This is a genomic window from Immundisolibacter sp. (genome assembly GCF_041601295.1).
In the GTDB taxonomy this organism is placed as follows: domain Bacteria; phylum Pseudomonadota; class Gammaproteobacteria; order Immundisolibacterales; family Immundisolibacteraceae; genus Immundisolibacter.
In genome coordinates this window covers 16,488-30,330 of record NZ_JBFIII010000029.1, presented here as the reverse complement: position 1 = coordinate 30,330, position 13,843 = coordinate 16,488, and the positions used below count along the sequence as shown (strand labels likewise).

Here is a 13,843-nt window from a genome sequence, read left to right as displayed (position 1 = left end):
GTAGCACGGCGATTTGGAGTCCAATCCCACCTGACCAGGAGATTGGACGTGAAGAAGCGGTTTTCCGAAGAGCAGATCATTGGCTTCCTGCGTGAAGCCGACGCCGGCATGGCGGTCAAGGACCTGTGCCGCCGGCATGGCTTTAGCGAAGCCTCGTACTACCTGTGGCGCAGCAAGTTCGGCGGCATGAGTGTCTCGGACGCCAAGCGGCTCAAGGAGCTGGAGGCGGAAAACACCCGGCTGAAGAAGCTGCTGGCCGAGCAGATGTTCGAGAACGACGTCATCAAGGAGGTCCTTCGAAAAAAGCCATAACCGCACCGGTGCGCAGGGCGCGGGTGCGGGAGATGATCGATCACGGTCTCAGCGAGCGGCGGGCCCTGGGCGTCGTCCGGATGAGCGCCAGCGCCTTTCGCTACGAACCCCGGCCGGACCGGAACGTCGAGTTGCGCGAGCAGATCCATGCGCTGGCCATCCGGCACAAGCGCTACGGCGTCGGGATGATCCACCTCAAGCTTCGGCAGGCAGGCTGGCCAGTGAACTACAAGCGTGTCGAACGGCTGTATCAGGCCGCCAAGCTACAAGTGCGGCGTCGCAAGCGCAAAAAGGTTCCGGTCGGTGATCGGCAGCCGCTGCTCCGACCGACGGCGGCCAACCAGGTGTGGTCGATGGATTTTGTCTTCGACCGCACGGCCGAGGGGCGGTCCCTGAAATGCCTGACGATCGTCGATGACGCGACCCATGAATCCGTAGCCATCGAGGTCGGGCGGGCCATCTCCGGCGTCGGCGTTGCCCGGGTGCTCGATCGCCTCGCACTTCAGCGAGGACTGCCCCAGATCCTCCGCTCGGACAACGGCAAGGAGTTCTGCGGCAAGGCCATGGTGAAGTGGGGCCACGAGCGCGGCGTGGCGCTGCGGCTGATCGAGCCGGGCAAGCCGAACCAGAACGCCTACATCGAGAGTTTCAACGGCCGGCTGCGCGATGAATGCCTCAACGAGCACTGGTTCCAGAACGTCCTGCACGCCGGCACCGTGATCGAGACCTGGCGCAGGGAATACAACGAGGAAAGACCCAAGAACGCACTGGGCGGGCTGACGCCCGCCGCCTACGCCAAACAGATGGCCGAGATCGGCTACCCTAACCCCGGACTCTAAACGGCCCCGCTACTGAAAGCGGGGGGACGTCGCCATGGTACTCGCAAACGGCGATCTGGATGTAGATCTCGATCGGGTTGCGAGTAAGGATGAAACGGGAGCGATCGTCAGATCGTTGCATATTTTTAGAGAAAATATTCTCGAGTCCAACCGATTAAAGGCGCAGAGGGAAGAGCTGGAAAGAAGTATTGAGCGGGAGAAGTTATCGACCATGGCAGATCTTGCCAAAAGGTTCGATGACCAGATCGGCGGAGCGATCGGTAGTCTGGCGGTTTCGGCTGAGGGGCTTCTAGGGGCGGCGCGAAACATGGAGAATACGGCCCAGGATACCGAGAACGCGAGTCGGGTGGTCAGCTCGGCGAGCGAGGAGACCAGGGCAAATCTAAGTGTGGTCTCGGTCGCGACGGGGCAGTTGAAAAGCACGGCTCTGGAAATAGCGCGTCAAGTGACCGATGTCGCCCTGCGAGCGAGCAAGGCGGCCAGCGGAGCCGATTTAACGAGCAACAAGGTCAGTCAGCTCAACACTTTGGTCGAGAATATTGGTGAGGTGGTATTTTCGATCAAGAGGATCGCTGACCAGACGCATCTGCTGGCGTTGAACGCGACGATTGAAGCGGCTAGGGCCGGAGCTGCCGGAAAGAGTTTTTCTGTGGTTGCGGATGCAGTTAAGGCGTTGGCTCAGGAGACTGCTGAGAAGACCCAGGAGATAGAAGGTCGTATTAATGACGTGCAGGTGGCGGCGAAAGAGTCGGGCGTGGCGATGAAGGAAATTATCAAGAATGTCGCAGAGATCGACGAGTTATCTTCCAGCGCCGCAGCGGCGGTGGAAGAGCAGACAGCGACGATTCAGGAGATAACCCGAAATGTCACGGGAGTTGCTGAAGCGACAGCGCGAGTCTCCCAGAATATCGAGCACCTTAAGAATGCGGCGAATTATACGGGAGAGGCTTCTAAAGTGCTAAGCACCTCAGCCAATGATATTGCTGGCCTTTCGGGCAATCTGGGCAGTTCGGTCAGGGAGTTTCTTGACGGTATCGCCAAGAGATAATCTGGCGGGCGCGCGGGGGCGACTAACGGCGGGGTGTCGGGAATCCGTGGGTGAATTCTCCAATTGTCCGGAGTTCGACTGGGATACAAGCGAATGGTGTTAGCTGCGGGCTTCCGCGCCGCTGATCTCAGAGTACGGGTTTTCGCCTTTTTGTCTCTCCAAGAGCACCCGTAGCGGTGTCTTATGCGGTCGATTGGATGGTAATCATGCGATGATTGGCGCTTAAAGACTGTCGCAAGCAAAGCGGGGCAAAGCGCGCGTGAATGTAGTGATGATTGGGACGGGCTACGTCGGTTTGGTTTCGGGGGCCTGCTTCGCTGATTTTGGGGCGGCCGTGACCTGCGTCGACATCGACCCTGGAAAGATACAGCGGCTAGGTCGGGGCGAGATCCCCATCTTCGAGCCCGGGCTTGAAGACCTGGTGGTGAGGAACGCCGCAGCCGGGCGTTTGACATTTACCACTGACCTGGCCGCAGCGGTACAAGCGGCGGACCTGGTGTTCATTGCGGTTGGCACGCCAAGCCGCCACGGGGACGGGCATGCGGACTTGAGCTACGTCTATGCCGCGGCGCGCCAGGTGGGGGAACACCTGCGCGGTTACACCGTTATTGTTGATAAATCGACGGTACCGGTCGGTACGGCGCGGCAGGTTGGGCGTATTGTGCGTGAAGTGAACCCGGACGCCGAGTTCGATGTGGCGTCCAACCCGGAATTCCTGCGTGAGGGGGCCGCGATCGCGGACTTCATGCGCCCCGATCGCGTCGTGCTGGGGGTGCAGAGCGCGCGCGCCGAGGCGCTGCTGCGGAGTTTGTATAGACCTCTGAACCTTATCGAAACGCCGATCCTGGTCACCGGCCTTGAAACGGCCGAGTTGATCAAGTACGCCGCCAACGCGTTTTTGGCCACCAAGATCAGCTTTATTAACGAGATGGCGCAGCTATGCGAGCAGGTCGGGGCTGATGTTCACGACGTGGCGCGTGGCATGGGCCTGGACGGGCGCATAGGCCGCAAGTTCTTGCATCCGGGGCCGGGCTATGGTGGTTCGTGTTTTCCCAAGGACACGCTGGCGCTCATCCGTATGGCGCAGGAAGCTGGTGTTCCGTCGCGTATTGTCGAAGCGGTGGTCGAGGTAAACGCGGCGCAGAAGGCACGCATGGTGCTCAAGGTCCGCCAGGCGCTGGGCGCCACCGAGGCCGGCAAGACCATTGCCGTGCTCGGCCTTACCTTCAAGCCCGACACCGACGATATGCGTGAGGCCCCGGCGCTGGCGATTTTGCCGCCGCTACTGGACCGGGGTGCGCGGATACGCGCGCATGACCCCAAAGGCATGCACGAGGCGCGCAGCCTGCTGCCGGCGACCGTGGAGTATTGCGACGATCCTTACGCGGCGCTGGAAGGGGCCGACGCGATGGTGCTGCTCACCGAGTGGAACGAGTACCGGGGTCTGGACCTGCGGCAAATCCGTTCGCGCATGGCGGGCAATGTGGTGGTGGACCTGCGTAATGTCTACGACCCGGCGGCCATGCGCGCCGCCGGCTTTGACTACCATTGCCTGGGACGGACCGAGAGCTTGCGCAACACCTAGGGCGCCGCTGGTTTATTCAGCGGCTCCCGCAGCGCAGGGACGCGCTGCCAAAATCTGTGGCTGTAAGCCACTGATTTTGTGAGTCATCGGAAAACCACGCTTTTCCGATGGCGGGCGCTGACAAATCCAGGACGGATTTATTCAGCGCTTCCCTAGGGCGCCGCTGGTTTATTCATTGGCGCCCGCACGGCACGGACGCACCGCCAAAATCGATGGCTGTAAGCCTTTGGTTTTGTAAGCCATCGGAAAACCACACTTTTCTGCTGCGGGCGATCTGCGTTGTTTGTGCTCGGAAGCGACAGGCGCTCAATCGAGAAAAAGGTCCGCCAGCAAGGGTTGCGATGGGTCGATGGCATAAACGTCGAAGTCGGTTACGCCGGCCAGTGCCAGCACTGCCTCGTCGATAAAGAAATTTCCGGTGTACTCGTGGCTGGGACGGGTCAGGATCCAGTGCGCGGCGTCGCTGACGATGTCCGGGCGCCGACAGGTGTTGAGGTCAACTCCAGGCAACATTTCAGTTGCAGCAGTGGCAATGACCGTGCGTGGCCACAGGGCGTTGACCGCTACGCGGCGCTCCCGGAATTCCTCCGCCAAGCCGAGCACGCACAGGCTCATGCCGTACTTGCTGATGGTGTAGGCGGTGTGGGGTGCCAGCCAACGTGGGTCGAGGTTAAGCGGTGGCGACAGGACCAGGATGTGCGGGTTCTCGGCCCGTAGCAGGTGAGGCAGGCAGGCGCGCGTGGTGGTCCAGGTACCGCGCAGGTTGACGTCGAGCATCAAGTCAAAACGTTTGGTCGGGGTATGCAGCGTGTCGGTCAGGCTGATGGCGGAGGCGTTGTTTACCAGGATGTCGATGCCACCGAAGCGCTCGACCGCCCGCGTCACGGCGGCTTCGACCGCATCTTCATCACGCACGTCCACGGCTAGCGCCAACGCGCTGCCGCCGGCGTCTTCGATCTCTTGCGCTGCGCTGTGGATGGTCCCGGCCAGCTTTGGGTGCGGCTGCACGGTCTTGGCGGCGATCACCACGTTGGCGCCGTCCTGTGCGGCGCGCAGCGCGATGGCCTTGCCGATGCCGCGGCTGGCGCCGGTGATGAACACGGTTTTTCCGAACAAACTGTCCATTGGCTACCTCCTCAGGTCGTCGCGCTGCCGGGTGTTCGCTTGCCTGACCACTGTGGGCCCAGGGCGGCCAGCAGACTGCCGCCGACCACCAGTACCGCGCCGGCCATCTGGGGGCCACGCATGGGCTCGTGCAATATCCAGGTCGACAGCAATACTGCGTACAGCGGGGTCATGTTCATGAAGGCCATGGCCTCGGCCGGACCCATGGCCTTGACGCCGTAGTTCCAGGCCAGCAGCGCACCAACGCCGACAAATACTGCCATATAGGCCAAGCCCGCCCACACGGCCGGCGTGAGCACCGGCGCCGCCGTTTGTGCTTCCCACAGTCCCCACGGCGTCACCATGAGCAGGGCCATGCTTGATGTGATAGTGGTCACCGACAGCACCGAGCGTTCGCGCATCACGATCCGCCCGGCAACCGAATACCCCGCCCACATGAACACCCCGACCAGCATTGCCAGATCACCGACATTGAAGCGCACCGCCAGCAGCCGCTCCACGCTGCCACCGGACAGGATGACGGCGATGCCCAGCAGTGAGGTCAGCCCTCCGAACCACTGCACCCGATGCACGGTCGTGCCGAGCACGGCCCAGGCCATGACGATTGCTACCAATGGGCCGGCCGAGTTCATGAGCGCGGCGTTGATGGCGTCGGTATGGCGCAGGCCCAGGTAGAGCAGGCCCTGGTAGCCGGCAACTCCGGTAAAAGCCATGAAAAGCAGCAGCCAGAAGTCCTGTCTTAGCGGTGGTTCCTTGCGCGTGCGCAGGAACCGCAACAGCATCAGCAGTAGCACCAGCGACATCGCGCCGCGCAGGGTGACGATCAATCCCGGCCCTATGTGCCCGCGCAGTGCCCGCCCCACGGTCATATTGCCGGCCCAGAACACGCATGCAAGGTTGATCCACAGGTGCGGGAGAAAACGCGCCAGGCCGGTCACTCGCACGGGCCGGAGGGCGTTATGTGGACCATAGATCTTCCGCCCACCGCGGGGCGGCGATACGTTTGCGAAGAATGCGTTCGAAGTGCGCTGGGTCCTTGATGTGGGTGATCTCGCCGTCGCGCGGGAAATGGAAGTCGTACAAACGCGACAGCCAGAACCGCAGCGCTGCGGCGCGCAGCATCAGCGGGAGCGCGTCCGCTTCGCTGGCTACTGGCGGGCGGCCATGGGCGTATGCGTTCAGAAAGGCGCGCCCGCGCGTGTCGTCGAAATCGCCGTCGGCGCCGACGCACCAGTCGTTCAGGCAGATCGCCACGTCGTACAGCAGGATGTCGTTGCAGGCGGCGTAAAAGTCGATCACGCCAGTCAGGCGCTCGCCCTCGAACAAGGCGTTGTCTCGGAAAAGATCAGCATGGATGACGCCCCGCGGCAGGCGCCCATTATCAAAGGCAGCGTGAGCGGCGATTTCGGAATCGATCAGCGCCATGCTGTCCGCATCGAGCGTGCCGCGCAGCGCGTCGGCGGTGACTTGCCACCAGGCAGGCCCGCGCTCGTTGGTGCGACGCCGGTGCACATGGCGGCTGGTGCGGTGGATGCGCCCCAGCGCCTCGCCGACGGCGGCGCACTGCGCGACACTGGGTGTGCTGATGGCGTGACCGGGCAGGCGTTCCACCAGGGCGGCCGGGCGTTGCGCCAACCGCCGTAGATGGCTGCCGTCGTCGGCCATGATGGGCCGCGGACAGGGCAGCCCGTGGTTGGCCAGCGTGACCATGAGTTCCAGAAAGTAATCGAGCTCGACCTGGGTGTGGCGCTCGAACAGCGTCAATACGAACTGTCCGCCACTGGTGGTCACGAAGTAATTGGTGTTTTCGATCCCGTCGGCGATCCCTTTCAGTTCGAGCAGCTCGCCGACCGCGTAGTCACGCAGAAACGTGGCCACCTCGGCGGGCTCGACGGGGGTGTAAACCGACACCTGAACCTCGGCTCACCAGCGCAGCAATACCCAGCGTGGCACCGGCGGTGGATTCTTTATATCGTTAATCTGCTGACTAAACTCGCCAGCCCCGGTGGGATCGACCAGATAGTAGGCAGGGCCGATCGCCGGCTTCACCTTGACCATATAGACGCGGCCACCGATCGCGTATTCCTCCACCGTGTCGGGGCCGCGACGCTTGATGGTCACCTCCGGCGACGGGACATCCCCTTCCTGCGGCGCAACTTGCAACTCGGGTGGCACTTCGCTGGCGGGCGGTGGCGCCTCGCGCCTGGGCGGCTCCACCTGCATATCGGGTGGTACTTCGCTGCCTGGCGGCGGTCCGTTTTCGGCGGCCATTGCTGCTACGGGAAGCAGCAGCAAGCTGAACAGCAGCATGCAGCGCATCGATAAAACTCCTGGAAGCAAGCAGCAAAAAACGCGGCCACAGCATAGCATCGCCGGGGCGGCTGACTACCAGCGGCTGAGCTACACTGCCCCGACTGCCGCTCGCACCCCAATTTCTGTTGCCATGCCCGAAACGCCGCTCGTCGTCCTGGTGGACGGTTCGTCCTACCTGTTTCGCGCCTTCCATGCCATGCCACCGCTGACCAACGCCAAGGGCCAGCCGACCGGGGTGACCTACGGCGTGGTCAACATGCTGCGGCGGCTGGAGCGCGACTACCCGGACGCCCATATCGCCGTGGTGTTTGACGCCAAGGGGCCCACGTTCCGTCACGACGCGTTTGTCGACTACAAGGCCAACCGCCCGCCGATGCCGGACGATCTGGCGATCCAGATTGCGCCGACCCTGGAGCTGGTGCGCGCGCTGGGCCTGCCACTGCTGGTGATCGACGGTGTCGAGGCAGACGATGTCATCGGCACTCTGGCCCGGCGTGCCGCCGGCCGTGGTGAGCAGGTGCTGATCTCGACTGCCGACAAGGACCTGGCGCAGCTGGTCGATGGGCACGTGCGCCTGGTCAACACCATGACCAATACCGTGCTGGATGTGGCTGGTGTGAAGGAAAAATTCGGCGTGCCGCCGGAACTGATCGCCGACTTCCTGGCGCTGACCGGCGACACGGTCGACAACATTCCCGGGGTGCCCAAGGTCGGTCCCAAGACCGCCGCCAAGTGGCTCAACGAGTACGGCTCGCTGAACGGCGTGATTGCCCATGCCGATGACGTCGGCGGCAAAGTTGGTGAGAACCTGCGTGCCACACTGGACCAGTTGCCGCTGTTTCTGGATCTGGCCACGGTGCGCTGCGAGGTGCCGCTCGACATTGATCCGGACAATCTGAACCGCGTTTCGCCGGACCTGGACACCCTGCGTCGGTTGTTTACCGAACTGGAATTCAAGTCCTGGCTGAAGGAGCTGGACGGTGGGTCGCTGGGCGGCAAGCCGCTGCCTGGCACGCATGCGCCGTCGCAGGCGGCGCCTGAGGTGGCAGTCATTGATCGCGACGCTTACGAGACCGTGATCGACGAGGCATCCCTGGCCCGCTGGTGCGAGCGCCTGGCCGCGATGGACGCGTTCAGCTTCGATCTTGAAACCGACCGCCTGGACGCCATCAGTGCCCGGATTGTCGGCCTTTCGTTTGCCATCGAACCGGGCGTGGCCGCGTACGTGCCGGTCGGTCATGACTACCCCGGCGCGCCGGATCAGTTGTCCCCGGACGCCGTGCTCGCGCGCCTCAAGCCGCTGCTGGAGGCGGACAGCCCCCGCAAGATCGGCCAGGGTTTCAAGTTCGACTGCACGGTGCTGGCGCGTTACGGCATCAGCCTGGCCGGGCCGGCTTTCGACACCATGCTCGAATCCTACGTGCTGGACAGCACCGCCACGCGCCACGACATGGATTCGCTGGCCGCCAAGTACCTGGGCCACACCACCATTACCTTCAAGGACGTGGCCGGCAGCGGCAAGAACCAGATCACCTTCAATCAGGTGGACCTTGAAACCGCCACCCGCTACGCCGCCGAGGATGCCGACGTCACGCTGCGCCTGCACCGGCACTTCTGGCCGCAAATCGAGGCCGAGCCCGACCTGCGGCGTGTGTTCGAGCAGATCGAGATGCCCTTGCTGCCGGTGCTCTCGCGCGTCGAGCGCCACGGCGTGCTGATCGATACCGCCCTGCTGCGCGCACAAAGCGGCGAGCTGGCCGCGGCCATGCTGCGCCTGGAAGCCGAGGCCCACGAGCTGGCCGGACACACCTTCAACCTGGGCTCGCCGTTGCAGATCCAGCAGGTGTTGTACGAGGAACAGAAACTGCCGGTGCTGGGCCGCACCCCGACCAAGCAGCCGTCAACGGCCGAGGATGTGCTCCAGGAGCTCGCCCTGCACTACCCGCTGCCACGCGTCATCCTGGAGCACCGCGGCCTGTCCAAGCTGCGCTCCACCTACACCGACAAGCTGCCGCAGCAGGTCAACCCGCAGACCGGTCGCGTGCATACGTCTTACCACCAGGCGGTGGCCTCCACCGGCCGGCTGTCGTCGTCGGATCCGAATCTGCAGAACATCCCCATTCGCAGCGCCGAGGGTCGGCGCATCCGCCAGGCCTTTATCGCGTCGCCCGGTTGCGTGCTGCTGGCGGCCGACTACTCGCAGATCGAGCTGCGCATCATGGCCCACCTGTCGGGCGACGAGGGTCTGCTGCGGGCATTCGCGGAGGGTGCCGACGTGCACCGGGCCACCGCGGCGGAAATTTTCGGCACCGACCTGGCTGGCGTGACCGGTGACCAGCGTCGGGCCGCAAAAACCATCAACTTCGGCCTGATCTACGGCATGTCGCCGTTCGGTCTGGCGCAGCAGCTGGGTATCGACCGCGGTGCGGCGCAGCTGTATGTGGACCAGTACTTCGCCCGTTATCCCGGCGTGCGCGCCTATATGGACGCCACGCGCGTGGCGGCGCGCGAACGCGGCTACGTCGAGACCGTCTACGGACGCCGGTTGCACCTGCCGGAGATTCGCTCGACCAACGGTCAGCGTCGCCAGTATGCCGAGCGCACCGCCATCAACGCGCCCATGCAGGGCACCGCCGCCGACCTGATCAAGCTGGCCATGATCCGCATCGACCGCTGGCTGCGTGACAATGGCGAGCCGGCGCGCATGATCATGCAGGTGCATGACGAACTGGTGTTCGAGCTGCCGGCCGAGCGCGCCGAGACTGTGCGTGCGCGCGTCACGGCGCTGATGACGGCCGACAATCCGCTCAGCGTGCCGCTGGAAGTCGAAACCGGCCTGGGTCTGAACTGGGACCAGGCACACTGAAGCGCGCGCAGGCGCCGCCCGGAATCTGAACGTTCTTGCATCCTGAAGGAGGAAACACACCATGATCCCGTTCGAAAAACTCACCGCCCCGACCCGTCTTTACATCAATGGCGAATATCAGGATGCCGAGGGCGGCGCCCGTTTCGACAACATCAACCCGGCCACCGGCGAATCCCTGGGGCAGGTCGCCAAGGGCACGGCGGCCGACATTGATCGCGCCGTCAAAGCGGCCCGCGCGGCCTTCGAGAGCAGCACCTGGGCGAACCTGGCAGCGGCGGACCGCGAGCGCCTGTTGCACCGGCTGGCGGACCTGATCGAGCACAACACTGACACCCTGGCGGCGCTGGAGACCTACGACACCGGCAAGCCCTTCGGCGACGCGCGCAAGATCGATTTGCCGCTGTCGGTGCAGACGCTGCGCTACTACGCCGGCTGGCCGACCAAGCTGCGTGGCGAGACGGTGCCGGTGCGCGGGCCGTTTCTGACCTACACCATCCGCGAGCCGATCGGCGTCATCGGCCAGATCGTGCCGTGGAACTTCCCGCTGTTCATGGCGGTGATGAAGCTGGCCCCGGCACTGGCGGCCGGCAACACGGTAGTGCTCAAGCCCGCCGAGCAAACGCCGCTGACGGCGCTGTACCTGGGGCAGTTCCTGGCCGAGGCCGGCTTTCCGCCGGGGGTGGTCAATATCGTGTCGGGTATCGGCACCGAGGCCGGTGAGGTTTTGATCAACCACCCCGGCGTCGACAAGATCGCGTTTACCGGCAGCACTGGCACCGGTCAGCACATCATGCGCCAGGCCGCCGGCACGCTTAAGCGCATCAGCCTGGAGCTGGGCGGCAAGTCGCCGCACATCATCTTTGCCGATGCCGATCTGAAGGCGGCCATGCGCGCCGTCGGCGCGGCAATCTTCTATAACCAGGGCGAGGTGTGCATTGCCGGTTCGCGCTTGTTCGTCGAAAAACCCCTGTACGAGCAGGCACTGGAGGCGGCGACCCAGGCCGCTGCGCGCATGAAAGTGGGCGACCCGTTTGCCGAGGACACCCGCGTTGGCGCGCTGGTGTCCGAGCAGCACTGGAAGCGCGTGGACGAGTACGTGAAGCTTGGCGTGTCCGAAGGCGCGCGCGTGGTGACCGGCGGCGCCCCGGCCGACATCGGGGGGCGTGGTTTTTTCTATCAGCCAACGGTGCTGGCCGATGTCACCAACAACATGCGCGTCGCGCAGGAAGAAATCTTCGGCCCGGTACTGGCGGTCATTCCGTTCGAGGACGAGGCCGATCTCCTGGCCCAGGCCAACGACAGCCAGTACGGCCTGGCGGCCGGCCTGTGGACACAGAACATCGGCAAGGCGCACCGTGTCGCGCGCGCCCTGAAGGCCGGCACCGTGTACATCAACGCCTATGGCGTGCTCGATGCCGCGGCACCGTTTGGCGGTTACAAGATGTCCGGCCTGGGCCGTGAGAACGGCGAGGAGGGCATCGCCATGTACACCGAGATCAAGACCGTGTGGACCTCGCTCAAATAAACCGCGTCGGCAGGAGATCGCAATGGAGCTTAGCCTCAAGGACAAGATCGCCGTGGTTACCGGCGGCCGGCAGGGCATTGGCCACTGCATTACCGAGACCTTTCTTGCCGCCGGTGCCAGCGTGGTCACCTGCGCCCGCGACGAGGCCGGCCTGAAGGTCGAGGTCGAAAAATGGCGCGCGCGCTATGGCGAGCGCATCGTCGGCATCCGCGCCGACGTTGGCCAGCCGCAGGATGTCGAGCGCCTGCTGGCGGAAGTCAGCCAACGTTTTGGCGGCATCGATGTGTTGGTTAACAACGCCGCCACCACGGAATCCGGCACCCTGGCGAGCCTCAGCGACGCCCAGTGGCACAAGGAATTCGACGTCAAGCTGATGGCCATGATCCGCAGCGCACGTGCCGCGGTGCCGCTCATGCTCAAGCGCGGTGGTGGCAGCATCATCAACATCAACGCCATCTTCGCCCGCCAGCCGGACGTGAGTTTCTACGCCTCCAGCGTGGTGCGCGCCGGTTGCCTGGCGTTTACCAAGTTGCTGGCCAAGGAGTACTCCGGCAAGGGCATCCGCGCCAACGCCATCGGTCTGGGCCTGGTCGAGACCCCGGCCTGGCGTACCTGGCACGACCCCAGAAAGGGCAGCTACGAGGCATTTTTGAAGTCTACCGCCGAGCACTACCACGTGCCCATCGGCCGCATTGCGCAGCCGCAGGAAGTCGGCAACGTGGCTCTGTTTCTGGCCTCGGACGCCGCCAGTTACGTCACCGGTACCCAGCTGGATGTGGACGGCGGCATGGCGGCGTACTTGTAGGCACCCGGTAGACCCTACCAACTCAAACGCGTTCTCCTGACTTACCCAGGGAATGGCAGTCTGCCGAGGCGTGTGCCGACGGGCTGGTGACTGTCGGTTTCCGCCCATGCTTTGATGCCAGGTAGCTGTTCGGTTGGCCGATACACGCCACCGTGGCATTAAAGCCCAGACACAAAAAAAGAGGGCGCCTGTCAGGCGCCCTCTTTTTGCATGAAACTCGAAATCGTCTTCAGCGTCAGGCGACTGGCTGTTGTCCCCGACGGCGCAACATGCCACCCAGCATCAGCAGGCCACCGGCCATCAGGGCCAGGCTTCCGGGATTGGCAACGCCCGGCGGCGGCGGCGGCGGAACGGCGCTTACGCGAGCCAGGAACAACTGCTCGTAGCCGTTGTTCAGATTCTTGCCATGGCCGGACAGCGCGCCAGTGCAGATTTCAGCGTCCTTGTTGGTGCCGAACAGGATCGGATCACACCCGAAACGGAAGTCCACACTCATGACGAAGTCGAACATCTCAGCCGAGATCAACTGCGCAAGGAGCAGGTTCAACTCGGGAAAAATGATGGCGTAGGCCGCGTGATCCGCACCCAGGTTGTGGTCGATAGGCGCGGAAGCGCCCGGGCTTCCGCAGGGCACGGGCACCGGTACGGGTCCGCCAGCCACGCATATAGCCCCGCCGGACAGCACATAGTCGGTATTGTCATTGGTGTTACCGTCGGGACCGCTGCCGTCGGACGTGTAACCGCCTACATTACCCAGGAAGGTGCCGCCGCCGCCCTGGGAGACAAGGTTGTAGGGCTTATTGTTGTTGGTGAAATCGAAGATGGCGTCCTCTACCAACCCGGTCAACGGGTTGGTCCATGAGATCAAGTTGCCGAGCGAATCCCTCAAGGTGATTTGCGCCCAGGCCGCCAGGGACTCCGACGCCGTGCCATCGCTCTTGGTTTGGTTGTTATTGAAGAAAAATACTGGCGAATCACCCTGTAGAAAGGTGTTGAGCGCGCCGATCGTCGTATCCCAGCTGTTCGACCGGTCGCCGGTGAAGGCGGACACCTGGCCGGGATCCGCACTTGGGTACTCAACTGCCCCCCCGACAGGGAAGTCCAGTCCGCCGGTCTGGAAGAAGTTGGAGCCTCTGACACCTGTTGGCGTGGAGTAGGCATTGTCCATGCCGGCAAAATTGGTGTTGACCGGCGCACCGCTGGAACCGGTGGCCAACACCACCAGGTCCTTGATCAGACCCGGCGTGGAGCCAACGTTGAAGTCGCAGCCGTTATACGCCTGACCCACCTGAATACAGGCGATGGGCAGCGAATAGGACTGCGCGTCCCCATACTGCACGTAGCCGATGCCCGTGAAATCGTATGCTGCAAACGCGCCGGGCGTGGCGCCGACCAGCAGCGGCAGCAACAGGTGAACATACTTTT

General features: G+C 63.6%; 11 protein-coding genes. 6 read left to right on the top strand and 5 right to left on the bottom strand.

Translation table 11 applies throughout. The features are described 5' to 3' along the window. The first annotated feature begins 108 nt into the window (after positions 1 to 108). The 3 genes from ABZF37_RS05685 to ABZF37_RS05675 all read left to right on the top strand — a co-directional run bounded on the left by ABZF37_RS05685 (position 109) and on the right by ABZF37_RS05675 (position 3,784). Positions 109 to 1,151 (top strand): IS3 family transposase gene (locus tag ABZF37_RS05685; RefSeq protein WP_372717693.1). Its coding sequence is split into 2 segments (ribosomal slippage): positions 109 to 307 and positions 307 to 1,151, totalling 1,044 coding nucleotides; the frame shifts between segments, so codons are not numbered across the junction. 34 nt (positions 1,152 to 1,185) lie between these two features. Beyond that, positions 1,186 to 2,199 carry a methyl-accepting chemotaxis protein gene (locus ABZF37_RS05680; RefSeq protein ID WP_372717685.1) on the top strand — a complete coding sequence of 338 codons (1,014 nt, stop codon included), beginning with the start codon at positions 1,186 to 1,188 and terminating at the stop codon, positions 2,197 to 2,199. Between the two features lie 259 nt (positions 2,200 to 2,458). Then, complete coding sequence (locus tag ABZF37_RS05675; protein WP_372717683.1) at positions 2,459 to 3,784, top strand: UDP-glucose/GDP-mannose dehydrogenase family protein; 1,326 nt, start codon at positions 2,459 to 2,461, stop codon at positions 3,782 to 3,784. Positions 3,785 to 4,090: 306 nt separating this feature from the next. On the opposite strand, the gene ABZF37_RS05670 is transcribed toward ABZF37_RS05675, so the two are convergent. Genes ABZF37_RS05670 through ABZF37_RS05655 form a run of 4 tightly spaced genes read right to left on the bottom strand, consistent with a single transcriptional unit; the run spans position 4,091 to position 7,228 of the window. Beyond that, positions 4,091 to 4,909, bottom strand: a complete 819-nt coding sequence (locus ABZF37_RS05670; RefSeq protein WP_372717680.1) for an SDR family oxidoreductase — start codon at positions 4,907 to 4,909, stop codon at positions 4,091 to 4,093. 11 nt (positions 4,910 to 4,920) lie between these two features. After that, on the bottom strand, positions 4,921 to 5,853 hold the full coding sequence (locus ABZF37_RS05665) for a DMT family transporter (RefSeq protein ID WP_372717678.1): 933 nt from the start codon (positions 5,851 to 5,853) through the stop codon (positions 4,921 to 4,923). Positions 5,854 to 5,866: 13 nt separating this feature from the next. Then, positions 5,867 to 6,820 (bottom strand): homoserine kinase, encoded by a 954-nt coding sequence (locus ABZF37_RS05660; RefSeq protein ID WP_372717676.1) that lies wholly within the window; start codon positions 6,818 to 6,820, stop codon positions 5,867 to 5,869. A gap of 12 nt (positions 6,821 to 6,832) precedes the next feature. Further along, positions 6,833 to 7,228 (bottom strand): DUF2782 domain-containing protein, encoded by a 396-nt coding sequence (locus tag ABZF37_RS05655; protein WP_372717674.1) that lies wholly within the window; start codon positions 7,226 to 7,228, stop codon positions 6,833 to 6,835. 124 nt (positions 7,229 to 7,352) lie between these two features. Here ABZF37_RS05655 and polA point away from each other — a divergent pair, with 124 nt between their 5' ends. The 3 genes from polA (at position 7,353) to ABZF37_RS05640 (ending at position 12,418) form a co-directional block, all read left to right on the top strand. Next, the gene (polA, locus tag ABZF37_RS05650) at positions 7,353 to 10,088 is read left to right on the top strand and encodes a DNA polymerase I (protein WP_372717691.1); all 2,736 of its coding nucleotides are present in this window, start codon (positions 7,353 to 7,355) and stop codon (positions 10,086 to 10,088) included. A 61-nt stretch (positions 10,089 to 10,149) separates the two neighbouring features. Further along, positions 10,150 to 11,613, top strand: coding sequence for an aldehyde dehydrogenase family protein (locus ABZF37_RS05645; RefSeq protein WP_372717671.1), 1,464 nt, complete (start codon positions 10,150 to 10,152; stop codon positions 11,611 to 11,613). 22 nt (positions 11,614 to 11,635) lie between these two features. Next, positions 11,636 to 12,418, top strand: coding sequence for an SDR family NAD(P)-dependent oxidoreductase (locus ABZF37_RS05640; protein WP_372717669.1), 783 nt, complete (start codon positions 11,636 to 11,638; stop codon positions 12,416 to 12,418). 235 nt (positions 12,419 to 12,653) lie between these two features. Here ABZF37_RS05640 and ABZF37_RS05635 read toward each other — a convergent pair whose 3' ends face one another. Continuing rightward, positions 12,654 to 13,826 (bottom strand): hypothetical protein, encoded by a 1,173-nt coding sequence (locus tag ABZF37_RS05635; protein ID WP_372717666.1) that lies wholly within the window; start codon positions 13,824 to 13,826, stop codon positions 12,654 to 12,656. Between the last annotated feature and the right edge of the window lie 17 nt (positions 13,827 to 13,843).